This window comes from Pseudomonas sp. L5B5 (genome assembly GCF_020520285.1).
In the GTDB taxonomy this organism is placed as follows: domain Bacteria; phylum Pseudomonadota; class Gammaproteobacteria; order Pseudomonadales; family Pseudomonadaceae; genus Aquipseudomonas.
This window is the reverse complement of the sequence record NZ_CP084742.1, coordinates 6130272-6153877: the sequence shown is the minus strand read 5'-3', so window position 1 is coordinate 6153877 and position 23606 is coordinate 6130272. Positions and strand designations below refer to the sequence as shown.

Below are 23606 nucleotides of genomic sequence, written 5' to 3'. Positions count from 1 at the left end.
ACATCAGTAAGGAAAGCAGCTTTCCGAAGCTGCCTTCCAAACCTAGGAGATACATGGAGCAAGTCAAAAGCGGGAAAGTTACCGCTTGTGTAGAGTCAGGGTTTGAGTCGTCGCTGCTGATAAACCCAATCGACAATTTCGCCGTCCGGCGTGTAGCCACTGACGGTCTCGCGCAGCAACTGCCGAACCCGCGAATAATCATCACAATCAAGCGCAGCAAGGAGTTCATCGAGCTTGGCCTTGAGTACATCCCAAGCCAGGTAATCCTCGTTGGCACTCATAATCATCGGGTGCTGAGTGGCCACCACGTTGTCACCTATCAGCAACTCCTCGTAAAGTTTTTCACCTGGTCGTAGCCCGCTGAACTCAATGGCTATGTCGCCGTGGGGATTTTTTTCCGAGCGTACGCTCAACCCGGAAAGATGGATCATCTTTTCAGCCAGTTCGACGATCTTTACCGGCTCTCCCATGTCCAGCACGAATACATCCCCACCCTGTCCCATCGAACCGGCCTGGATAACCAACTGGGCGGCTTCCGGAATAGTCATGAAATAACGGGTGATCTTCGGGTGAGTAACCGTCAACGGCCCGCCCGACTTGATCTGCTTATGGAACAGCGGGATGACCGAACCCGAGGAGCCCAGCACATTGCCGAAACGGACCATGGTGAAGCGGGTCTTGTTGACGCGCGAAATGTTCGACGGGTCGTTGAATAGAACCGGGGCCAGCTCCTTGCTCAACGCTTGCAAGGTAAGTTCAGCAAGACGCTTGGTGCTGCCCATCACATTGGTGGGTCGAACGGCTTTGTCAGTGGAGATCAGCACGAAATTGGCCACGCCCGATTGCAACGCGGCCTGGGCAGTATTGAGGGTCCCCATGACGTTGTTGAGCACACCCTCGGCAATATTGTGCTCTACCATCGGAACATGCTTGTAGGCTGCAGCGTGATAGACCGTATCGACATTCCAGGTGTTCATCACGCCCAGGAGTTTTTCATAGTTGCGTACCGACCCAAGGATCGGTAGCAACCTTACCGTCAAAGACTCCCTGGACAGACGCTGTTCCAACTCGGACAAGATGCTGTAGAGATTGAATTCACTGTGGTCAAGCAGTATCAGGGTGGTCGGACGCAGGCTCAGGATCTGCCGGCACAATTCCGAACCGATGGAGCCTCCCGCGCCAGTCACCAGGACCGTTTGTCCCTTGATGCAATGAGCCAGCAGGTCACCCTGGGCAGGAACGGAATCACGGCCGAGCAGGTCGGCAATATCCACTTCCTGGATGTCGTCCACCTTCACCCTACCGCTGGCCAGATCCATGAAACCCGGGACACTCCTCACATGGAGAGGGAACCCTTCGAGGTACCCCAATATCTCCCGGCGTCGGCTACGGCTGGAAGAGGGAATGGCCAGCAGGATTTCTTCCGCGCCAGTCTCGTCGATCATCTGCTGGAGGTGCTTTGGCTTGTATACCTGCAGTCCGGCAATGACCCGATCAGCGATACTGCCATCATCGTCGATGAACGCCACCGGCCGCATCATGCGCCCCAGGCGCAACGCCGCGACCAGCTGGTTACCCGCTGCTCCGGCCCCATAAACTGCCACCTTGGGCAAACCATCGTCTCGGCTGGTGAAAGGTACATGCTGGCTAGCGACAAACCAGTCACCGAGGAAATATTGACGCATGGCCAGCCGCAGGCCCCCAATCATTACCAGACTCAACCACCAGTAGTTGAACACGATTGAACGAGGTACAACGGTTTGGTGGTTGCTATATAAGTAAACAACCAGAGCTAGGATCAAGGACGAAAGGCTGACGGCCTTTACGATTGAAATTAATGCATCGTTACCGAAATAACGCATTACAGCACGATACATTCCGAATCTTATAAACAGGGGAATAGCAATAATTGGCGCACTGAGGAAAAGCCAAAGATGAACGATGAATGGATTGTTCAAATCGTCGAAGCCCAACCGGACGAAGAAAGCCATCCACAGCGCGCCCCAGATCAGGAAAAGATCGGTCGCAACTTGGATAATACGTTTCTTCCGGCGCGAGAGACCTAATAAAAATTTTCTTATTCTGGCCATCACCTCTTCAACCCCTCCTTTTTTTAGCCACAACAGAAGTCAAATATGACAATATTTGAAAACTGGACTGCCTTGAAAATTTCATAAACATCAGCAGTCGTTCCCCGAGTCTCCGGCACGAAACTTGAGAGCGAGGAGCAACAGAGGTAAATAGGCCAAAACAATACCCCAAACACCATCAAGTCCAAATAGACCAACTGCAGCCGCTATTGGCAACAACCAGAGTACATTTATTGCTAACACAGCCAGTGTCACAGGCAAGTGCTTGCCAAACCGGCGAGAAGCAAATTGGTAGGCGTGACTACGATGAGCTTCATAGACTTTATCGCCCCGTAGCAAACGCCGAATCAGGGTAAAAGTCGAATCGACAATAAATACTGCAAGTAATATCAGCCATACCCAAAGGAACCGCGGAGAGCTCCAGGCTGCCTGTATTGAAAAAACCCCAAGCGTCATACCCAGGAATCCACTGCCCGCATCCCCCATGAAAATTCGTGCAGGAGGGAAATTCCAGTAAAGAAACCCCAAAACGGCCATGGCTAACAACAAGGGAGGCCAGATCATTGACTGGTTTCCGCTCAGCCAGTAGATCAGACAGGCTCCCAGACAGACGGAGACAGCCTCGACACTCGCAATTCCGTCAATTCCGTCCATAAAGTTATAGAGGTTGAGCATCCAGACCAAGTAAAACGCAGCAAGAACATGACCTAGGTACCCCAGCTTGAACTCGACTCCTAGAACGTGCAACGGCGGTAATCCGTTCATCCAGCACATTGCCCACGCAGCAGCCAGAAAATGCGCCAACAGGCGCCAACGAGCTGCGATATGGCCATGATCATCCAGGAAACCAACCACCGCAGTAAAAATCCCCGCCCCCAGTAGCGGCCAGATAACGCTCCACGGAATCAGACCAATAGCTGTCAAAACAGGTAAAGCAAAAACAAAACTGAGAACAATTGCCACTCCACCACCTCGGGGAGTCGGCAACGAATGAGAGCTACGTCCATTCGGAATATCAACCAAGCTACGCGCCAAAGCGTAACGGCGAACAGCCCAAGTGAGTAAAACCGAGACCCCGGCAGTCGCCAGGAAAAATAACCAAATTGCCATCTACTATCCAATTCCTGAAACTAACAAGAGATGGCTGGATGCCAAAGCCACCTCTTAGAAACTAAAGAAGGTCATGACCGGCCATGATACCTCTGTTTCTGTTCAATCACGTAACGTCAGAAAGTATTTGGCCGTCTCGTTGAGAGCTGAATCAACAGTTATGGGCGGCGTCCATCCGAGCAGCTTCTGTGTTTTGCTGATATCGACCTGTAGCGAACCACATAGACGGTGAGAGAGTGATTTTTTTCCAAGCAGAGCTGCCCCCCCAGATAGGATCCAGACAGGCACAGGTATCAAACGAACGGGAACCTTCAATGCCCTTGCCATCCGGCGTAAAAGCTCAGTGGTAGAAAGATCCTCTCCGTCACTGACCAGGAATGTTTGATTTGCTGCCGCCGGGTGCTCAATGCAAACCCTGATCAGGTCAACCAGATTACCCAAGGCCACTAGGCTACGTTTATTACCAATGGCACCGAAGGGCAATGGCACTCCCTTTTGCAGCCACCGCATCATTGCCAGGAAGTTAGCCTTCACGCCGGGCCCATACACTAGTGGAGGGCGAATAATGACGACTTCTAAACCTGTTTGCTCTGCTATCTTAAGCAAACCCTGTTCCGCCTCCATCTTGGAAATTCCATAATGATCAAGAGGCATTGGCTGTGCGTCTGCAAAGTAAGGTGCAGCCGTATCTGTTCCTTCTCCATTCACCTTGATAGAGCTTATGAATATAAAGCGACGAACGCCGGCGGAAGCTGCCTGTCGAGCCAGGTTTAGTGTTCCCTCAACATTTATTCTACGAAACTCAGTCAGCGGATCTGAGGAAGTCTCATTCATTACATGAACTCTGGCTGCAGCATGGATCACAACACTGCATTCAGGTAGAAACGAACTCCAATCCGTAGCCCCGGTTATTTCAGTAACCTGACAAAGTGCAACTGTCCCTGGAAGCTCTAGTGGTGGCTTACGAAAAACAGCAGCTAACTGAAAATCAGTACTTCTGGAAAACTGATCCATGATCGATCGTCCCAGAAAACCAGACGCTCCTGTTAGTAGAATCTTGACCATAGGCACCTCACCGCTGATTTGACAGAACTAAAGCTGGAAAACTCATATTTGAAAATTAAAATATGAGATTTTTCAATCTCGAATGACACTCCTCACATACCTGCTTCGCATGCGGATTATTCGAGCTCCAGCTTTCTTTAGCTTACCTTGCTGGCACGCGCCCGCCCATTAATGTAAGAGAAAATTGATATTGTACATACAAAGCAAGACCAGTATACATACCTAAAGTCACCAGCAGGAGTGATCGGTATATATGTCATAATATATGAAAACCCTGAAACAGGAAGAAGCCAGAACAAAGTATTTTTAAACGCCGAGTCAAACCAAAATAGAAACGCAATACAAGCCAAAGAAACCATCCAGACATATGGTTTGAATAGCCCTGGGAAAAGCTTCTTGAATCCACCAACGTATTTTCTGAAAAATTTCTCCTGAGCAGACTCCGAACGAATACCTGAGTCAAGTTCATACGGTGGCTTAACTACGCGAAATTCACTTTCATAATATACTGACTGCCAAGGTGAACGAACAAGCTGAGAAAAAGCCGAGAGCCTATAGGCAACATAAGTAGGAAAATTATCAGAAACGTTCTTGACCCAAGAGAGCTTCAACTCTTGATAGTTGTTTATCGTTATTTCCTTAAATCGATCTCCATCAATGCAGAATGCAGCCCCAACCTTGTTTTCATTCAAATATTCACACGATGCAATTGTAGAAATTTCATCCTGTGTCAAGAAATCTAGCGTGACATCCACTCCCCTCAGTTTTAATGCAACCACATCATCGAACATTACATAACTAACGGAGTTGGCCTTTTTTGCTCCTATGGCAGAATTAACAAGAAATGTAATTACGAAAAACCCGAAAAACGCCATCGTCATGAATGCCAAAACATGTTTGACTCCCTTCTTCTTAAAAATTTGGCCGGCCAAAAACGGAAACAAGAAAACAGCAGCTCCCAACGAATTGCTCCGTACGAGCATGCCATATACAAACAAGGCCAGAACTATAAACGCAACGCTCAAGGGAAAACGTTCACGAGACTTATAGCATAAACAAAGAGCAAGTGCCGCACCCCAGGAATAGGCCATCCCAACATCTTTCCAAATAACAAATTCAAAATTCAAAACCCAAGGAAATGCCGGAATCAGTAAAAACAGAAACCCATATTTATATCCCTCATCAAGAGCCCATTTAAACAAGAAAAGAGCAGTGCTCCACAGCAGTAAAAGATGAAAACAAAGCATAACACCCGGACCATCAGCAACGTTCAGCAGCACCCCCCAGACAAATGCCATTACGGGTGGCTGCCAATCCGAGTAATCGGCCATCCTTGCCTGTCGCAACTGATCCAGGCTATCCCACGTCATTGCTCCAGGATAAAAGGAAAAAAAAGCAAACAGCGAAAACAATATCGATGCAACTGTAAAAAAATTAGAATAATTAAACTTCATTATTTAATCCATTAATAGAGCAGAACAGCCAGAGTTTCTCTCGATCGCAAGACACTAATAACCTTCTATTACACAAGAGACGCAGACACTCAGCAAAGCTTTAAATTAAAATATTGCCTGCCCAGTGCCCGCGCCGGCTACCTATTTAAAAAATCAAGATATGCATTGATACCTTATTAAAGGTACATATCAAAAACATCACGACTCAATAAATACCAAGAAAAACCATAATCACCAAAAAAACACGATCACGAAATCTACGGCGCACCTCATTGAAATTAAAAACAAGAAAATAGCGTGATATATACCCTCTTTCAACCAAGTCTCTAGGCAAGCTCTGAACATTCGGCAAAATCAATTTTGCGATTTTTGAAACTTCATTGCGATACCAACCGGCACGTAACAATGACAAGCGCGCCTTAATAGCCTTTAAGCCTTTATTGGCACCTACCTGATTAGTCTCGTGTTGGCGATATAGTATCTTCGGCACCGGATCTATGAACCAAACTAATCCTACCGATCTGAACCACGCATAAACTAGCCAATCATGTAGGGAAACGTCATTAACGTCCTGCCAATTCTCAATTAGGAAATTTTTGAACCTAAGAGTCTCGGAAACTTTTAATACATAGCCACACCCGGGACCAGCAGCCTCAAAAAGGTAATCATACCTGCGCTGCCTTTGTGCTTTGTCTAAAAGTAACCCCCGTCCCCCGGGCCAAAAGGCTGTAACATTGCAAGAATAAGCAGAAGCAGTAGACGAGGAAATTTTTCTATGAGCCGTAGACAGTTTATCTAGAAGCCAAACATCATCCTGATCAGCAAACGAAACATAATCAAATCTTGAAAAATCTACGTCTCGAATCAATCTGAAGAAATTCTTGGCTGCGCCTCCAAACTTTTCGCCTACAGGCAGGACAATTAACCTGTCATCATGAGCTGACACAGATTTAAACCAATCCTCAGTTCCATCAGAGGACGGATCTATGCTTATAAAAATTGTTACCCGAACATCAACTTGAGAAAGTATGCTTTCTACCTGAGACTGAAGCCACCGAATCCCGTTATATGCTGCAAGCAAAACAGCAAAACTAGGAACCTTCTTGATATCGTTCATTTCTTATATTTTCTAATTTTAGAAAAAAACAACCTCAACGGATACTTCAATCTTTCACACGTTGTGGCTGCGATAAAAAAAGCTCTACTAATATTTCCTTCCGCCCTCAAAGCTTTAAGGACATCAAGATAGCCCTTATGCATAAGCCTTAATGATCCAGAGAGACCCGACTCGCCAACGGGTGCCTTAAAACCCGCAGCTAGAGCTTCAGCTAGCATATAAACGTGACCATTGGACATGTTTTCATACCAGCACTTGTAATCATCCACTCTACGATAGCGCTCATCAAAAAGTATAAAATCTTCTCTCTTGGCCATTACGGTAGGGGTAAAAAACGGATTGCCCCACATAAATTCGCGCTTCATGACCAAGCGATTACTTAAAGACACTTCCTTAATGAATGAGCTACTTGAAATATCGAATAGATAGCCATGTCCAGATAGAAATGCTCCATTTTTTTCCATGAACTCATATTGAGTCTTTATTTTTTCTGGATGCCAAATATCATCTGAATCCAAGAAAGCGATATATTTACAAGTAGCATTCTTTATAGCTATATTTCTTGCATATGCGGCACCCTGATTTTTCTTTAGAAAAATCAAACGAATATTAATCAGGGCCTTGTAGCCAGAGACTATATCAACAAGCTCTTCTGCACTAACACTACAGTCATCTACAATTATAATCTCCTCAACACACAAAGTCTGTGCGATAACAGAGTCGATGCTGCGCCCTATTGTATCGGCTGCATTATAATGAGGTAGGATTACAGAGACCGAAGACTTCATGTCATGCCCCTAGAAACTTTTCTAACACAGTAAAGCCTTATATCAAATACAAAAATTAACAACCCATACAAATAAATCACAAAGATGGAAGCTTTAGCTTTACAGGATGCTCATGCAAATATTTTTTTAGCGCCCTGCTACCATCAAGGCTAGTATCAAGAGCATTGATCACACTAATGTTCTTCTTGATATACCTGGACTTTAAACGAGTGACAATACGGGACATTCCCCAATAAAACTCAGAGCCAATAGCAATCACTAACTGCGAAACAACCCTAGCTCTTCCAAATGAACGAAAAGCCTCATTCAAGGCGTATCTCGTCTCACCGCTGGAGGATGGAAAGTAAATAAAACATTTGAGGAACAGCCGACCAAAATTAGGGGTTCCTTGAAACTTTGAATTATTTTCTTGAACTTTCTCAACGGCTTTTAGCAGGGAATAAGACCAAACGGTAGGCACCGAATAGAACTCAGGTATCTTTTTATCCCAAACAAGATTTTGAAATGCCGAAATGTGAGGGTTTTCTCTGAGCTTACCATAGTGGGCACCGGAATTACTCTGTCCTGTTGTACTGAGGCCAGACGCGCCAGGAACAATAACAGGGTAATCAACTAGAACACACTTTTCAGATTCAATTGAAATTAGAAAGGAGCTGTAGATATCAGGACTAACACCACCAAACAATGCACCATGTTTATCAACAATTTTTCTAGCCAAGGAAGATGAAATCATCCCAGCATAGGCTCTTGGCATACCAAATACACCACCACCAAAATTGCTTAATGCAGGAACAACTGATTTCTTGGCGTCATACAGGCTAACACTCCCCGTATATTCCCCGACATGTAGAGTTCCAGAATATACATCGCCTCTCGTCGCGTGATAAAAATCACACCAGTAGTATAAGGCCGGGAAATTAAATTTTACCGAATCGACGGCATGTTCCGAAGCCCAATTAACGACATCCATAATTTCCCGCGAGACAAAATCATCATCCCCAAGAAAAACAAGGTACTCTCCGTCAGCGGAGCGAAGACCCAAGTTAAAATTGTCTACAACACTAATACTCTTAGCTGTTCTGACATATTTTACCCTTGACGCAAAAGACTCTCCTAAAAAATGATGAGAAAGAAGATCCTCATCACTAGAGTCACAAACAACTACTTGAACATCCTCCAGCAGCTCTAAAATAGAGGCCACTGTTTCAATCGCACATTTTGCACGATTATGAGTAGGAATAATAATACTTAACTTAATCATGAGGTTACTGGCCAAGTGAGTCCCTAATGAAGGGCAAGGTAAGTAGCAGTGACTTTATCTCTTCAACATTCAACAAGTCAGTATTATGTGAAGTGTAATCATCCACAAGGTTCGCTTCTGGCTGCCCTTCAAGAATATATTTATCGTAATTTAGATCCCGATTATCTGCCGGAATCCTATAATAACGCCCCATGTTTTTTGCTTTCACCATTTCTTCACGAGAAACCAGAGACTCGTAAAGTTTTTCTCCGTGCCTTGTCCCAATAACATTCACAGCAGCATCGCTGTTAAAAAGTTCTTTCAAGGCAACTGTCAAGTCACCAATGGTGCTCGATGGAGCTTTTTGAACAAAGATATCTCCCTGCTCACCATGTTCGAAAGCATGTAGGACCAGATCAACAGAGTCTTCAAGGCTCATTAGGAAACGTGTCATTTTTGGATCTGTAACGGTTAAAGGCAACCCAGATTTAATCTTATCGACAAATAAGGGTATTACCGAACCACGTGAGGCCATCACATTTCCATAACGGGTCGCACATAAAATCGGGCCATTGCCACGTATTGTACGAGACTTGGCAATGAGTACTTTTTCACCCATGGCCTTAGATATACCCATCGCATTAATGGGGTAAACGGCCTTGTCAGTACTAAGTAAAACAACTCTTTTGACATTATTATCAATAGCTGCGTTCAAGACATTCTCAGTTCCCATTATATTTGTGAGTACGGCTTCAACCGGATAGAACTCACAAGAAGGAACCTGCTTGAGCGCGGCAGCATGAAATACGTAATCTACCCCTACCATTGCACGACGAATACTTTCAAAATTTCGCACATCGCCAATATGAAACTTTACCTTGGGGTTATTTAGCGCGATACGCATATCTTCTTGCTTTTTTTCATCGCGGCTAAATACTATAATTTCTCTAACAGAGGTATCTAAGAACCTATTAAGAACAGTATTACCGAAAGAACCGGTACCACCTGTAATCATCAAAACTTTATCGTCAAACATATAACTACCTCTCGAAAAACATGAAGCCAACCACTGAAAACAACAAAGAAAATAGCAAAAGCAACTTCAATGTTGTTATCGCAGAGTTACGCGCACTAATTTTTGTTTCTGGAAGCCTGCCAGCTCTAATCCACGAAGATAAAGTAGAGAGCACATGGTATGCCGAGTACACAAAACATATTGCCTCTATATTTTTGTTAACCGCTGCCATCGCGGTTAGCATCAACGTGACCACCGTCAAAGTTGCAGACAGTGTGGCTTGAAAGCGAAAGTCTCTTGCATAAAGCAGAAGACTGTACGGAATAAACCCCAGAGCTCCGATAGCCACACCTGGTAACAAAATTTCAAGATACCTGGAGACCAGAACGTTAGAAGGGTTTTCCCCCAGCCATATACCTATGATCTGTTCTCTGAACAGCCATAGTACCAAAGTGGGAAGCGCAACTATAAGAAATGTCGACAGAACAAATTTTCTAATTACTCGCATAGCACTTCCATCCTGCCCCATCGTCATTTCACGAATGACCATAGGCTGGAAATACTGGCTTATCGGACTTGCCAATATCGATATCGGAGTCATGCATAACAAGCTAGCAAGATAGTAGGGAGCAACACTAGCTGTAGAAGACAGAGCAGATATTATGGGCTTATCCAATTGCAACACTGCAGCTCCAGCAGCAGAAAAGAGCACCAGTGCTCCTCCTGTTTTTGCCACTGATAAAATTTCGGCGACGTTGGCTTTGGCGCCCCCAGTAGGACAGATTGAAGAAAGCTCACCTAGACAAAAAGCACGCGATACCAAGAAATGAATGAATGCCAATACTGCTTGAGTCAGGACAAACGCTTCGACGGATGCGGAGATAAACACTAATACGTAAACAGTGATGGCAGCTCTAACCATCACACCGGCTATTTGTATAGTGCTTCCTAGAATATATTTTTGCCTAGCAAGTAATACCGTATAGTATAAATTCTGCAGCGCGAGAAAAAAAAACAAAAGTGCGGAGAAGACGATAACACTCCAAGAAATATTCGATACTTCAAACACCAACTTTATTAAAAAGAAAAGAAACACAAGCCCTATATAAAAAACAGACAAAATGATTTCAGCAGATGAAATCATTTTTAATAGGGAACCACTACCTTTAGTAGTTATTGCTGCCTCTCTAGAGGCAAGAGTTGACATTCCAAGGTCAAGCATTACCAAGAGCGCTTGTAATGAGATAATTACAACAATCGTACCAAACTGCTCCTCGCCAAGAACCCGACCATATAATGGTAGAAATACAAAAGCGACAAGTAAACTGGATGTCTTGCCCCCGTACAACATAAGCATTCTTAGAAGTGTAGCGCTATTTTTTTTCATATACCTACAGCGCTGATCGATTTTCTTAATGCATTAGAAATTGAATCTAAATCATCATCCTCAAGCCACCATCCACAAGGAATACCCAAAATATGATTTTGTAGATACTCAGTATTTTTCAGCTGAACTTCCTGAGTAGAGAAACCGCTATAAAGATCATTACGTTGATGAATACTAGAAGCCATTACTCCATATTTCTTTAAATTACTTAAGACAGCGTCTCGGTGCTCGACAAATACAAGCAGCACCCAGAAATCTGCGACACCATCACTTTCAACAGGAACAAACTTCAGCTCTTCAATGTCAGAAAGTAGAGACTTCAGTTTCTCCACATGAACCAGTGTCTTTTTATGCCGTACCTTTAGCGAACTGATCTGAGAGAACCCAATTGCAGCACATAAATTATTGAGTGTCATGCTCCACCCAATTTCAGGAATGTCTGAACCTTTATTTATTTCACCGTTGGGCAGTCGAAAATCACTGTAATTAATTCCAAACTTCCTTAACTTTCTTGCCGTTATCGCGAGACTATCCTTTCGACAGACTAATGCGCCCCCTTCGGTAGCATTAATTTGTCGATTTGGATAAAAAGAGTAAACGGCAAAGTCCCCTACAGTACCAACTACCGCAGAGTCTCTACTCGCGAACATGGCGTTATTGCAATCTTCAATCAGATAAATATTATAATTCTTGCATAATCTTGCAAGTTCTTTGGCAGGACCAGGATACCCTGCGACATGGTAAAGGATGACGGCTTTGGTCTTATTTGTTATTTTTCTCTCAAAATCTTTCAAGTCCATATCCATGGATTGATGACATACGTCAACCCAAACTGGTTTGGCTTTTATTTGAGCTATTGCTGAGTTTGTAGAAAGACACGCAAAAGCCGTTGTCAGTACCTCATCACCTTCCTTTACACCTGCCAAGTGTAAAGCCAAAAATAATGCGCTGGTCATATCGATAGTAGAAACTACATTTTGATGACCCGTTAATTTACCAAACTCTAACTCAAATCTGCTTACCCATTCGCCCCCGGAAATTCGGCCTGAACGAAGAACACTTAACGCAGCCTCTTCCATCTCGGGCAAACTGACTACACCATATAAAGGAATATTATTAGGCATTTATTTTCTAACCACGCTTCAGCAAATTGACAATACGATCTCGCTGTTCATCTGTAACCCACCAACCACATGGTATATGAAGAAGTTTTTTATAAAAATTCTGCAATGCAGGCAGGTCACTGACGAAAGGTTTGAAAACTGAGTGCAAGTGATTAGGCCTATGAAGCTTTGATGCCATGACTCCGTTAGAGTTTAGAAGTTTCTCGACATCTTCAGAATCATCTGCACAAAGTGTATAGAGCCAGTAGCTAGGATCCGCGATGCTCTCGACAGAGGCAGGGAAAATTCCTGGAATCCCTGTTAAGGCCTGGTCGAAATATCGCCCGTTCTGACGATGACGCTCCAGCAATGGAGTAACACTATTCAATTGCTCAAGTCCAATTACAGCGGCCACATTACTCATATTGTACTTATAGCCAACTCGAGTAATATCAACTTCGGTACGAGGAACCCCCTTCGAAAGACCAAACCAGCGAAGCCGCCGAGCCAAATCAACTTTCTCTGAAGTTTTTAATGTTAAAACTCCACCGTCAACCGTGGTCATGTGTTTAATTGCTTGAAATGAGAATATTGAATAATCTCCAATTGAACCTATTGGTTTGCCATCATATTTCGCCCCCAATGCATGAGCACAATCTTCGATTAAAAATATACCGTTACGATCTGCAATTCCTCGAAGTTCATTTAGCTTTGCTGGATAGCCCGCATAGTGAACTACGCAGATAGCCTTTGTTTTATTGGTAATTAACGACTCAACCGAATCTGGAGATAAGTTACCAGTGCTCGCTTCTACGTCAGCAAATACCGGAATGGCACCTAGCTGTAGGATAGTGGTATTTGTTGGTTCGGCAGTCATTGAAGTCGTAATAACTTCATCTCCAGACTCTACACCGGATAAAATCAATGCGATGTGCAGAGCTGCTGTACCACTGCTGGTAGCTAATACATTCTCTACACCAAATTTTTTTGAAAACTCGGACTCGAACCGATAAACATGCTCGCCTTCAGCGATCATTCCGCTATAAAGTACTGACTCCAAGGCAGGCATCAAAACTTCCTTCGGAGGCATGGCAACTTTTACTAATGGAATAATTTCATTGGAAACGGGCATGAGGTTAAATTCGATCCATAATATTGATTTGTGGAATCTTGATACTCGTTACAGCATCAAGGACTTTTATCATACGTACAGAGGAAGAACGATATTCAACATGAAAGCCTTGCTCTTTCAACAAAAGCATCAGCCTCTCATCTTTATTTGAAGTCAGCGCCCAATGATCAGGTAGAGCAGAATGCAATAGACTAATTACATCTACACCCTCTCCTTCCCAATCCACTAGCGTGGAAATTTGTGCAGAATGAAAAACCACCAGACTTGCCTTTTGGCTTTTAATAATTTCACCAGAGGTGGCAAACGGTGCCAGACCTTGTTTTTTTTCAAGAGCCTTTTTGTCAGGCCAACTATTCGTTGAATATTTTTCTGCTGGGTAAATTGAAATATTTTTTTTCACATGACTAAAAATATCTTGTTCATCTACCCGAAACCCCTGTCCCACATAGACATCCGGCTTTTGGGTCCACAGCACCAGGGCAGATAGATTTATCTCTCGTCCTAAATCAGCTGCTTTAGACAACAGTTTTGTGCTTAGCCCCTTTCCGCGCCACTCTTCAGCAACACAGACCAACCCGACTAGGCCAATGCATTTTCCCTTGGCAACATCAACCTTTCTGATCACCAGGGCTGCCAGAGGCGTATCGTGAGTGCCAGGACGTACATCTGCGATCTGTAGACAAACCACATCTATCTCATCCTCCAACCACGGAAAATGAGCATCCAAGCTGATACCTCGCCCTCTTGACGCAAAAAAAACCAGCCAGAACAGTTCACGAACGGACTGAGGTACCCCTTGACTAGCAGAAACAACAAAGTCTTCTGGTCTCATTTTTTACAGGCTCACTAAACACCCTATATGCTCCCATAATGCGCCTATGACGGGAAGGTGTTCAGGCAAAAAGGTTCCATCACCACAGGCAGAAGGGAACCTGCCATAGCGGTAAAGAATAGTGAGGAGGGTATGATCGATTACGATGTGATACAGGAAGGCTGGATAGCTAATCCAGGCTAGAAAATACAAAAAAACATAAAACCTTAAATAAGATAATAAATTACAACCAAAAACAATATACAGAAAATACAGGAAACACATGCAGTACAACTGGTCAGCTCTGCATAAGATAATTCATTAAAAACTCAATGATTGATTATCAAAAAATAGACTTAACCCCTGTTACTGCTCGTCTTCATTAACACGATCTCGTAACTCTTTCCCTGGCTTGAAATGTGGCACAAACTTCCCATCAAGACTCACAGACTGGCCAGTTTTAGGATTTCTCCCCACACGCGGGGCGCGGTAATGAAGCGAGAAGCTACCGAAACCACGGATCTCAATCCGATCACCAGTAGCCAGACACTGAGACATTTGCTCCAGCATCGTCTTGATGGCCAACTCGACATCCTTGGATGACAGCAGCCCTTGATGGGTGACAATTCGTTCGATCAACTCCGACTTCGTCATATTTTTCCCTTCTTTTTCAAGCAGCTAGGTCAGTGCTCAGAAGGTTTTAGCATGCCCGGAAGGTTTTGAACAGCCCATATGCAGACAGAGCGATGCAAACGAGAAGGCGTCCGACTGACTCAAACGTCTATCGACACATAATGAACATAGTCCTGGTGACATAGCCTGCCGGATTCCAGCCAAAGAGGTAATCACCCTCCTCATCTTTTACATCACTCGACTTGGCGATGACCCTGTAACGGCCAGCCCCACACTCACGTGTAGCACGCGTGTAACACTTATCCCAATCCGAACCCAGTCCGGAACAATCGATCTCGATTCCCTGGCCTCCAGGAACCTTATGGCTCTTTACATTGGCCATGCATCCAGCCAAAAGTAGAACCAAAACTATCACTGCCAATTTCCCCTCCATTTTCCTCCCTACGACCACATCTGCCATGTCAAACATCATGCCTGCAGAACAGCCATTTAATAGATGTCTCATGAGAAGACAGCTCATTACACCCTTTGGTTTCCTATACTGGTTTTGACATGATTTTCAGACACAAAAAAGGGCGACCGAAGTCGCCCTTTTTATGGTGAAACAGAACTTAGTTCTGCTTTTCCATCTGTGCACGCAGCAGGTCGCCCAGAGTGGTAGGACCAGCAGCAATATCCGAAGTCGCTGGCTTGTCGCGCAGGCTCTGGATAGCTTCTTTCTCGTCTTCAACGTCTTTCGACTTGATCGAGAGCTGGATTACACGGCTCTTACGGTCAACACTGATGATCTTGGCTTCAACTTCTTCGCCTTCTTTCAGAACGTTACGCGCGTCTTCGATGCGGTCACGGCTGATTTCGGAGGCTTTCAGAGTAGCTTCGATATCGTTGGCCAGGGTGATGATGGCGCCTTTGGCGTCAACTTCTTTTACAACACCCTTAACGATTGCGCCTTTGTCGTTCTCTTGTACGTACTCGGAGAACGGGTCGCTTTCCAGTTGCTTGATACCCAGGGAGATACGCTCGCGCTCTGGGTCAACAGACAGGATAACGGTGTCCAGCTCGTCGCCCTTCTTGAAGCGGCGTACGGCTTCTTCGCCCACTTCGTTCCAGGAGATGTCGGACAGGTGAACCAGACCGTCGATGCCGCCGTCCAGACCAATGAAGATACCGAAATCGGTGATCGACTTGATGGTGCCGGAGATTTTATCGCCCTTGTTGAACTGGCCAGAGAAGTCTTCCCATGGGTTGGACTTGCACTGCTTGATGCCGAGGGAGATACGACGACGCTCTTCGTCGATGTCCAGAACCATAACTTCCACTTCGTCGCCGACTTGTACGACTTTCGAAGGGTGGATGTTCTTGTTGGTCCAGTCCATTTCCGAAACGTGCACCAGACCTTCAACGCCTTCTTCCAGCTCAGCGAAGCAGCCGTAGTCGGTCAGGTTGGTTACACGAGCGGTAACGCGGGTGCTTTCTGGGTAACGAGCCTTGATAGCGACCCATGGATCTTCGCCCAGCTGCTTCAGGCCCAGGGAAACACGATTGCGCTCGCGATCGTACTTCAGAACCTTGACATCGATCTCGTCGCCAACGTTGACGATTTCGGAAGGATGCTTGATGCGCTTCCAGGCCATGTCGGTGATGTGCAGCAAGCCATCGACGCCACCCAGATCGACAAATGCGCCGTAATCGGTGAGGTTCTTGACGATACCTTTGACTTGCTGACCTTCCTGCAGGGATTCCAGCAGAGCTTCACGCTCAGCGGAGTTCTCGGCTTCGAGGACGCTACGACGGGAAACGACAACGTTGTTGCGCTTCTGGTCGAGCTTAATGACTTTAAACTCGAGCTCTTTGCCTTCCAGATGCGTGGTGTCGCGCACTGGACGGACGTCAACCAGAGAACCTGGCAGGAACGCACGGATGCCGTTAACGTCGACAGTGAAGCCGCCTTTAACCTTACCGTTGATAACGCCCTTGACCACTTCTTCGGCTGCGAAGGCTGCTTCCAGAACGATCCAGCATTCAGCGCGCTTGGCTTTTTCACGGGAGAGCTTGGTTTCACCAAAGCCGTCTTCAACCGAATCCAGAGCAACGTGAACTTCATCACCAACATTGATGGACAGTTCGCCAGCATCGTTGTAGAACTGCTCAAGCGGGATCAGCGCTTCAGACTTCAGACCAGCGTGAACGGTTACCCAACGCGCTTGGTAGTCGATGTCGACGATAACACCGGTGATGATGGAGCCTGCCTGAAGGTTCAGGGTTTTTAGGCTTTCTTCAAAGAGTTCCGCAAAGCTTTCGCTCATTTTAATTCCTGTTGATAAGGGCGAAGAATCCGCCCATCTGCCACATCCCAGACGACGTGGGTTACGTTCATATAAAAGAACGATCGCAGGACTATGACTGGTCCCCTGCAATCGTTCTTGTTCACCCGGCGATATCGCGAAGGGCGATCTCACTCAAGATGCGTTGCAACACCTGATCAATGGACAACTCCGTGGAATCCAGCTGTATGGCGTCAGCCGCCGGCTTGAGCGGGGCCACCGCTCGCTGGGTATCGCGCTCATCGCGCGCACGGATCTCATCTAGCAGACTCGACAGACTAACACCATCGATCTTTCCCTTCAACTGCAAGTAACGGCGACGAGCACGCTCCTCGGCACTGGCGGTCAAAAAGATCTTCAATGGTGCATCAGGAAACACTACCGTCCCCATGTCACGACCATCGGCAACCAAACCTGGTAACTCGCGGAAGGCTCGCTGACGTTGTAACAAGGCGTCCCGTACCGCCGGCAAGGCGGCAACCTGGGAGGCCCAGGCCCCCACCTGCTCGTTGCGCAGGTCGTCAGTCACATCGTCGCCTTCGAGGACGATCCGCTGCGGATGGCTTTCGGTGGCCCCCAGAAACTGTACATCCAGATGAGCCGCCAGCAATTTCAACGACTCCTCGTTGGTGAGGTCGACCCCATGATTGCGAGCGGCGAAAGCCAGCAACCGGTACAAGGCTCCAGAATCAAGCAGACACCAGCCCAGATGCTCGGCCAGCTTGCCAGCGATGGTGCCCTTGCCCGAACCGCTCGGACCATCGATGGTGATTACAGGTGCCTTGCTCATCACGAGTGAGCCTCTTGAGCAACACGAATACCGACTTGGGCACACAGCGCTAGAAAATTCGGGAACGAGGTGGCGACGTTGGCGCAATCATGGATGCGAATCGGCGCATTGGCACGCAACGAGGCCACACTGAAAGCCATGGCGATCCGGTGATCCCCATGACCATGGACTTCACCACCACCCATCTGGCCACCCTCGATGATGATACCGTCCGGAGTTGGCTCACACTTGACGCCCAAGGTGATCAGGCCGTCGGCCATTACCTGGATACGATCGGACTCCTTGACCCGCAACTCTTCTGCGCCACGCAGCACCGTACGACCCTCGGCACAGGCCGCCGCGACGAACAGTACCGGGAACTCATCGATCGCCAGCGGCACCAGCTCTTCGGGAATCTCGATGCCCTTGAGCTTGGCGGCACGCACATGCAGATCGGCAACCGGTTCACCGCCAACTTCCCGCAGGTTTTCCAAGCGGATGTCGGCCCCCATCAGGCGCAGAATATCGATCACTCCGGTACGGGTCGGATTGATCCCCACATGCTCCAGCACCAACTCGGAGCCCTCGGCGATCGAAGCAGCCACCAGGAAAAAAGCGGCGGAGGAAATATCAGCAGGAACCTCTATATGAGTGGCCTTGAGCTTGCCGCCCGGCGCCACCGACGCAGTCGCGCCTTCGACATCCACCGAATAACCGAAACCGCGCAGCATGCGCTCGGTATGATCGCGAGTCGGAGCCGGCTCGGTCACTGTGGTCTTGCCTTCGGCATACAAGCCGGCCAACAGCAGGCAGGACTTCACTTGAGCACTGGCCATCGGAAGGCGGTAGGTCAACCCCTTGAGCTTCTGACCACCACGGATCACCATCGGAGGGCGACCTTCGGCCGCTGTCTCGATCACTGCCCCCATTTCCCGCAGCGGGTTGGCCACGCGATTCATCGGGCGCTTGGACAACGAAGGATCACCCGTCAGGGTGCTGTCGAAATCCTGTGCCGCCAGCAAACCGGAAAGCAGGCGCATGGAGGTCCCGGAGTTGCCCAGGTAGATCGGCCCCGGCGCTGGCTTCAAGCCATGCAGGCCAACGCCGTGAATGGTCACGCGACCATGATGCGGGCCCTCGATGACCACCCCCATGTCGCGGAAGGCCTGCAACGTCGCCAGTGCATCTTCGCCCTCGAGGAAACCCTCGACTTCAGTGGTGCCCTCGGCCAGGGAGCCGAGCATGATCGAGCGATGGGAAATCGATTTGTCACCTGGTACACGAATCCGCCCGTTCAGGCGGCCACCAGGACTTGCCAGGAAAATCATATCGTTGGAGTTCATAGCGTCCACATAGGCCCGGCGGGCCAGGATTTTACCAAAATGCTCGCGGGCCACCCGGGCGCGAGTGAATACGCCCAACAACTGATGCCCGTCCCCCGAATCGACCGCGTCGCGCAAGGCGTCGAGGTCATTGCGAAATGTATCAAGTGTGCGCAGCACCGCTTCGCGATTGGCGAGGAAGATGTCATGCCACATGACCGGATCACTGCCAGCGATTCTTGTGAAATCGCGAAATCCGCCGGCAGCGTAACGGAAGATGTCAAGATTTTCACTGCGCTTGGCTAGCGAATCGACCAGGCCGAATGCCAGCAGATGCGGCAGGTGACTGGTGGCCGCCAGAACTTCGTCATGACGCTGGACCTGCATATGTTCGACATCTGCCCCCAACTCCCGCCACAACGTGTCGACCAGCGCCAGCGCCCCTTTGTCAGTCTCTGCCAACGGCGTCAGGATCACCTTGTGACGACGAAACAGCTGGGCGTTGGAAGCCTCGACACCACTTTGCTCTGAGCCGGCAATCGGATGCCCTGGAACGAAGCGCGCCGGCATGCCGCCAAAAACCTCGGTGGCCGCCCGCACCACATTACCCTTGGCACTGCCGACATCGGTCAGCACCGCCTGCCCCAGATCCATGCCTGCCAGCTTGGCCAACAGTTTCTCCATGGCCAGGATCGGCACGGCCAACTGGATTACATCAGCCCCCTGGCAAGCCACGACCAGGTCTTCCTCACAACGGTCCACCACTCCCAGCTCAACCGCCAGCTGGCGGGACTGCGGATCCAGATCGACACCGACGACTTCTTGGCAGAGACCACTTTCACGCAGCCCCTTGGCAAAGGAACCACCTATCAATCCCAGGCCGATCACCACCAGGCGACCGATCATAGGCACAGCAGATTGCACCGGAATGACATCAACCACGAGCCATGACCTTGGCCAGCGCCTCGAGCAAGCGGGTGTTTTCTCCAGGCAGACCAATGGTCACGCGCAGGTGATTGGGCATTGCGTAGTTGGCCACGGGACGGACAATAACGCCTTCACGCAGCAACCCCTGAAATACTGGCGCAGCCTCACGCCCCAGATCCACGGCGATGAAGTTGCCCCTGGACGGAATCCAGCCGAGGCCCAGCTCGCGAAATCCCGCCTCCAGCTGCAGCATCCCGGCTTCGTTCAAACGACGGCTTTCAGCCAGGTACTCGTCGTCCTGCAACGCGGCACAAGCTGCCGCCAGGGCCAGGCTATTGACGTTGAAAGGCTGACGCACCCGATTCAGGACATCCGCTACCACACGGGTAGAAAGGCCGTAACCGACCCGCAAGGCCGCCAGGCCATAAGCCTTGGAGAACGTCCGCGACACCAGCAGGTTCGGATAGGCCGCCAGGAAGTCCAGGCCATCGGGCAGATCGCTGCCTTCGGCATACTCGATGTAGGCCTCATCCAGCACCACCAGCACATGAGCCGGCACATCCTGGAGAAACTCGTCCAGCGCCTCGGCATCGAACCAGGTCCCCGTGGGGTTGTTCGGGTTGGCAATGAATAGCACTCGGGTCTGTGCGTCGATCGCCTTGAGCATGGCTGGCAGATCATGCCCCCACGCCTTGGCCGGCACCACCCGCGCCTGTGCACCGACAGCCTGGGTGACGATCGGGTAGACAGCGAAGGCATGCTCGCTGAACACGGCGTTCAGCCCCGGCGCAAGGTAGGCACGGGCGACCAGCTCAAGGATGTCGTTGGAGCCATTGCCCAGGGTCACCTGCTGGATTTCGACGCCACAGCGTTCGGCCAGCAGGGACTTGAGGGCAAAACCATTGCCATCCGGATAACGGGTCAGCTCGGCCAGTTCTTCACGGATCGCAGCCAGCGCCTTGGGGCTGGCACCCAACGGGTTTTCATTGCTCGCCAGCTTGACGATGGTGGCCGGATCGATATCCAGCTCACGGGCCAGCTCGTCCACGGGCTTGCCCGGAACGTAAGGCGAAAGTTGTTGCACCCCTGGCTGTGCCAGGGCGAGGAAGTCGCCACTCATTGTTAAAGCCTCAGAGAACCGCTTTCGGGTAGGAACCCAGCACCTTGAGTGCTACTGCTTCCTGACTGATTTTCTCCAGCACACCCTTGACCAGGGGGTCACGGTGATGGCCGACGAAATCGATAAAGAACACATAGGTCCATTTGCCACTGCGCGAAGGCCGGGTCTCGATCCGCGTCAGGTCGATGCCGTTGTCATGAAACGGCACCAGCAGCTCGTGCAGCGCACCAGGCTTGTTGCTCATGGAAACGATGATCGAGGTCTTGTCGTCGCCGGTCGGCGGCACTTCCTGGTTACCGATCATCAGGAAGCGCGTGGAGTTGTCCGGACGGTCCTCGATCTTGTCTGCAAGACGGGTCAGGCCATACAGACTCGCCGCCATGTCGCCGGCGATCGCTGCCGAGTTCCACTCACCCTTGACCCGCTTGGCCGCCTCGGCATTGCTCGACACAGCCACCCGCTCGACATTTGGGTAGTGAGCATCGAGCCACTTGCGGCACTGGGCCAGTGACTGGGCATGGGAATAGATACGGCTGATGCTGTCAGTCTTGGTGTTTTCACCCACCAGCAGATGGTGGTGGATACGCAACTCCACCTCTCCACAGATCACCATGTCGTGCTCGAGGAAGCTGTCGAGGGTGTGGTTGACCGCACCTTCGGTGGAGTTTTCCACCGGCACCACACCGAAGTTCACCGCACCGGCGGCCACTTCGCGAAACACCTCGTCGATCGCAGCCATCGGCCTGCTGATCACCGCATGGCCGAAGTGCTTCAAGGCTGCAGCCTGAGTGAAGGTGCCCTCGGGACCCAGGTAGGCCACCTTCAGCGGCTGCTCGAGCGCCAGGCAGGAAGACATGATCTCGCGGAACAGCCGCGCCATCTCCTCGTTGTCCAGCGGACCCTGGTTACGCTCCATCACCCGCTTGAGAACCTGGGCCTCGCGCTCGGGACGATAGAACACCGGCACCTCGCCCTCGGGCAGGGACGCCGTCTTCACCCGGGCGACTTCTTGAGCGCAACGCGCGCGCTCGCTGATCAGCTCCAGGACCTTTTCGTCCAAGGCATCGATGCGCAAGCGCAGGGCCTTGAGTTCTTGCTCTGACATCAGCCGTGTTCCTTCTCGAACTCCGCCATGTAAGCCACCAGCGCGTTGACCGCATCGATGTCCACGGCGTTGTAGATGGAGGCTCGCATGCCACCTACCGAGCGGTGACCCTTGAGGTTCAACAGACCACGAGCATCGGCACCTGCCAGGAAAGGCTTGTCCAGACGATCGTCGGCCAGGCGGAACGGCACGTTCATCCACGAACGGTCGGCCTTGTTGATGGGGTTGCTATACAGACCACTGGCATCGATGAAACCGTACAGCGTGCGCTGCTTGGCATCGTTGAGCCTGGCCATGGCTTCTACCCCACCCTGCTCCTTGAGCCATTCGAATACCAGACCGGACAGGTACCAGGCCAGGGTCGGCGGGGTGTTGTACATCGAACCGTTATCTGCCGCGACCTTGTAGTCGAGCATGGTCGGGCACAGCGGGCGAGCACGACCCAGCAAGTCTTCGCGAATGATGTTCACCAGGATGCCACTAGGACCGATGTTCTTCTGCGCACCGGCATAGATCATCCCGAAGCGGGAGACATCCACCGGACGCGAGAGAATGTCGGACGACATGTCGGCCACCAGCGGAACGTCACCGGTCTGCGGGATCCAGTTGAACTCCAGGCCACCGATAGTCTCGTTTGGCGCGTAGTGCACGTACGCGGCGTCTTTCGACAGCTGCCACTCGTCCTGACCGGGAATCGCAAAATAGTTGGAGGACTTGGCACTGGCCGCCACGTTCACCTGCCCGTAGCGGGAAGCTTCTTCAATGGCTTTCTGCGACCAGATGCCGGTATCCACGTAATCGGCCTTGCCACCCTCGGGCAGCAGGTTCAGAGGGATCTGGGCAAACTGCTGGCTGGCGCCGCCTTGCAGGAACAGGACTTTATAGTTCGAGGGGATATTCAGCAGGTCACGCAGGTCCTGCTCGGCCTTGGTGGCAATGGCGACGAACTCATCGCTGCGATGACTCATTTCCATGACCGACAGGCCCTTGCCATGCCAATCCAGCAATTCGGCCTGGGCACGCAACAGGACAGCTTCAGGTAGCGCAGCGGGACCTGCGCAGAAGTTATAGGCTCGTTTGCTCACATCCACTCT

The 23606-nt window shown here is 49.4% G+C and carries 20 protein-coding genes; all 20 read right to left on the bottom strand.

What is annotated here, in order from left to right; all coding sequences use genetic code 11:
- Nucleotides 1-95: 95 nt before the first annotated feature.
- Nucleotides 96-2090: a polysaccharide biosynthesis protein gene (locus LGQ10_RS28395; RefSeq protein ID WP_413247640.1), complete on the bottom strand. Its 1995-nt coding sequence runs from the start codon at nt 2088-2090 to the stop codon at nt 96-98.
- Between the two features lie 90 nt (nt 2091-2180).
- Nucleotides 2181-3200, bottom strand: coding sequence for an MraY family glycosyltransferase (locus tag LGQ10_RS28390; RefSeq protein WP_226523869.1), 1020 nt, complete (start codon nt 3198-3200; stop codon nt 2181-2183).
- 102 nt (nt 3201-3302) lie between these two features.
- Nucleotides 3303-4265 (bottom strand): UDP-glucose 4-epimerase family protein, encoded by a 963-nt coding sequence (locus tag LGQ10_RS28385; RefSeq protein ID WP_226523868.1) that lies wholly within the window; start codon nt 4263-4265, stop codon nt 3303-3305.
- A 137-nt stretch (nt 4266-4402) separates the two neighbouring features.
- Nucleotides 4403-5719: a hypothetical protein gene (locus tag LGQ10_RS28380; RefSeq protein ID WP_226523867.1), complete on the bottom strand. Its 1317-nt coding sequence runs from the start codon at nt 5717-5719 to the stop codon at nt 4403-4405.
- A 205-nt stretch (nt 5720-5924) separates the two neighbouring features.
- Entirely contained in the window at nt 5925-6836 is a 912-nt protein-coding gene (locus tag LGQ10_RS28375; protein ID WP_226523866.1) for a glycosyltransferase, read from the bottom strand.
- Nucleotides 6833-7624 (bottom strand): glycosyltransferase family 2 protein, encoded by a 792-nt coding sequence (locus tag LGQ10_RS28370; protein ID WP_226523865.1) that lies wholly within the window; start codon nt 7622-7624, stop codon nt 6833-6835. Before LGQ10_RS28370 ends, LGQ10_RS28375 begins: the two co-directional genes overlap by 4 nt.
- A gap of 76 nt (nt 7625-7700) precedes the next feature.
- Complete coding sequence (locus tag LGQ10_RS28365) at nt 7701-8885, bottom strand: glycosyltransferase family 2 protein (protein WP_226523864.1); 1185 nt, start codon at nt 8883-8885, stop codon at nt 7701-7703.
- 4 nt (nt 8886-8889) lie between these two features.
- Complete coding sequence (locus LGQ10_RS28360) at nt 8890-9900, bottom strand: polysaccharide biosynthesis protein (RefSeq protein ID WP_226523863.1); 1011 nt, start codon at nt 9898-9900, stop codon at nt 8890-8892.
- Nucleotides 9901-9904: 4 nt separating this feature from the next.
- On the bottom strand, nt 9905-11266 hold the full coding sequence (locus tag LGQ10_RS28355) for a lipopolysaccharide biosynthesis protein (RefSeq protein WP_226523862.1): 1362 nt from the start codon (nt 11264-11266) through the stop codon (nt 9905-9907).
- Nucleotides 11263-12390, bottom strand: a complete 1128-nt coding sequence (locus tag LGQ10_RS28350; RefSeq protein ID WP_226523861.1) for an aminotransferase class V-fold PLP-dependent enzyme — start codon at nt 12388-12390, stop codon at nt 11263-11265. Before LGQ10_RS28350 ends, LGQ10_RS28355 begins: the two co-directional genes overlap by 4 nt.
- A 7-nt stretch (nt 12391-12397) precedes the next feature.
- On the bottom strand, nt 12398-13501 hold the full coding sequence (locus tag LGQ10_RS28345; protein WP_226523860.1) for a DegT/DnrJ/EryC1/StrS family aminotransferase: 1104 nt from the start codon (nt 13499-13501) through the stop codon (nt 12398-12400).
- Between the two features lie 4 nt (nt 13502-13505).
- Entirely contained in the window at nt 13506-14333 is an 828-nt protein-coding gene (locus tag LGQ10_RS28340) for a GNAT family N-acetyltransferase (RefSeq protein WP_226523859.1), read from the bottom strand.
- 345 nt (nt 14334-14678) lie between these two features.
- The gene (gene ihfB / locus LGQ10_RS28335; protein ID WP_226523858.1) at nt 14679-14966 is read right to left on the bottom strand and encodes an integration host factor subunit beta; all 288 of its coding nucleotides are present in this window, start codon (nt 14964-14966) and stop codon (nt 14679-14681) included.
- Nucleotides 14967-15093: 127 nt separating this feature from the next.
- Entirely contained in the window at nt 15094-15378 is a 285-nt protein-coding gene (locus LGQ10_RS28330; protein WP_226526219.1) for a hypothetical protein, read from the bottom strand.
- 178 nt (nt 15379-15556) lie between these two features.
- Entirely contained in the window at nt 15557-17251 is a 1695-nt protein-coding gene (gene rpsA / locus LGQ10_RS28325; RefSeq protein ID WP_058435296.1) for a 30S ribosomal protein S1, read from the bottom strand.
- Nucleotides 17252-17372: 121 nt separating this feature from the next.
- Nucleotides 17373-18059 (bottom strand): (d)CMP kinase, encoded by a 687-nt coding sequence (gene cmk, locus LGQ10_RS28320; RefSeq protein WP_226523857.1) that lies wholly within the window; start codon nt 18057-18059, stop codon nt 17373-17375.
- Nucleotides 18059-20266 (bottom strand): bifunctional prephenate dehydrogenase/3-phosphoshikimate 1-carboxyvinyltransferase, encoded by a 2208-nt coding sequence (locus LGQ10_RS28315; protein ID WP_226526218.1) that lies wholly within the window; start codon nt 20264-20266, stop codon nt 18059-18061. Before LGQ10_RS28315 ends, cmk begins: the two co-directional genes overlap by 1 nt.
- Nucleotides 20267-20294: 28 nt before the next feature.
- Entirely contained in the window at nt 20295-21407 is a 1113-nt protein-coding gene (hisC, locus tag LGQ10_RS28310) for a histidinol-phosphate transaminase (protein WP_226523856.1), read from the bottom strand.
- Between the two features lie 10 nt (nt 21408-21417).
- Nucleotides 21418-22512 carry a prephenate dehydratase gene (gene pheA / locus LGQ10_RS28305; protein ID WP_058437414.1) on the bottom strand — a complete coding sequence of 365 codons (1095 nt, stop codon included), beginning with the start codon at nt 22510-22512 and terminating at the stop codon, nt 21418-21420.
- Complete coding sequence (serC, locus tag LGQ10_RS28300; protein WP_058437416.1) at nt 22512-23597, bottom strand: 3-phosphoserine/phosphohydroxythreonine transaminase; 1086 nt, start codon at nt 23595-23597, stop codon at nt 22512-22514. Before serC ends, pheA begins: the two co-directional genes overlap by 1 nt.
- Nucleotides 23598-23606 lie beyond the last annotated feature (9 nt).

Excerpts from the sequence above, each read along its gene's own strand:
- LGQ10_RS28360 (WP_226523863.1), bottom strand. The coding sequence starts at position 9,900 with ATGTTTGACGATAAAGTTTTGATGATTACAGGTGGTACCGGTTCTTTC.
- hisC (WP_226523856.1), bottom strand. The coding sequence starts at position 21,407 with ATGAGTGGCGACTTCCTCGCCCTGGCACAGCCAGGGGTGCAACAACTT.
- rpsA (WP_058435296.1), bottom strand. The coding sequence starts at position 17,251 with ATGAGCGAAAGCTTTGCGGAACTCTTTGAAGAAAGCCTAAAAACCCTG.
- LGQ10_RS28380 (WP_226523867.1), bottom strand. The coding sequence starts at position 5,719 with ATGAAGTTTAATTATTCTAATTTTTTTACAGTTGCATCGATATTGTTT.
- ihfB (WP_226523858.1), bottom strand. The coding sequence starts at position 14,966 with ATGACGAAGTCGGAGTTGATCGAACGAATTGTCACCCATCAAGGGCTG.
- LGQ10_RS28315 (WP_226526218.1), bottom strand. The coding sequence starts at position 20,266 with ATGATCGGTCGCCTGGTGGTGATCGGCCTGGGATTGATAGGTGGTTCC.
- LGQ10_RS28340 (WP_226523859.1), bottom strand. The coding sequence starts at position 14,333 with ATGAGACCAGAAGACTTTGTTGTTTCTGCTAGTCAAGGGGTACCTCAG.
- LGQ10_RS28385 (WP_226523868.1), bottom strand. The coding sequence starts at position 4,265 with ATGGTCAAGATTCTACTAACAGGAGCGTCTGGTTTTCTGGGACGATCG.
- LGQ10_RS28365 (WP_226523864.1), bottom strand. The coding sequence starts at position 8,885 with ATGATTAAGTTAAGTATTATTATTCCTACTCATAATCGTGCAAAATGT.
- LGQ10_RS28390 (WP_226523869.1), bottom strand. The coding sequence starts at position 3,200 with ATGGCAATTTGGTTATTTTTCCTGGCGACTGCCGGGGTCTCGGTTTTA.
- LGQ10_RS28395 (WP_413247640.1), bottom strand. The coding sequence starts at position 2,090 with ATGGCCAGAATAAGAAAATTTTTATTAGGTCTCTCGCGCCGGAAGAAA.
- LGQ10_RS28330 (WP_226526219.1), bottom strand. The coding sequence starts at position 15,378 with ATGGAGGGGAAATTGGCAGTGATAGTTTTGGTTCTACTTTTGGCTGGA.
- LGQ10_RS28375 (WP_226523866.1), bottom strand. The coding sequence starts at position 6,836 with ATGAACGATATCAAGAAGGTTCCTAGTTTTGCTGTTTTGCTTGCAGCA.
- LGQ10_RS28370 (WP_226523865.1), bottom strand. The coding sequence starts at position 7,624 with ATGAAGTCTTCGGTCTCTGTAATCCTACCTCATTATAATGCAGCCGAT.
- LGQ10_RS28345 (WP_226523860.1), bottom strand. The coding sequence starts at position 13,501 with ATGCCCGTTTCCAATGAAATTATTCCATTAGTAAAAGTTGCCATGCCT.
- pheA (WP_058437414.1), bottom strand. The coding sequence starts at position 22,512 with ATGTCAGAGCAAGAACTCAAGGCCCTGCGCTTGCGCATCGATGCCTTG.
- cmk (WP_226523857.1), bottom strand. The coding sequence starts at position 18,059 with ATGAGCAAGGCACCTGTAATCACCATCGATGGTCCGAGCGGTTCGGGC.
- LGQ10_RS28350 (WP_226523861.1), bottom strand. The coding sequence starts at position 12,390 with ATGCCTAATAATATTCCTTTATATGGTGTAGTCAGTTTGCCCGAGATG.
- LGQ10_RS28355 (WP_226523862.1), bottom strand. The coding sequence starts at position 11,266 with ATGAAAAAAAATAGCGCTACACTTCTAAGAATGCTTATGTTGTACGGG.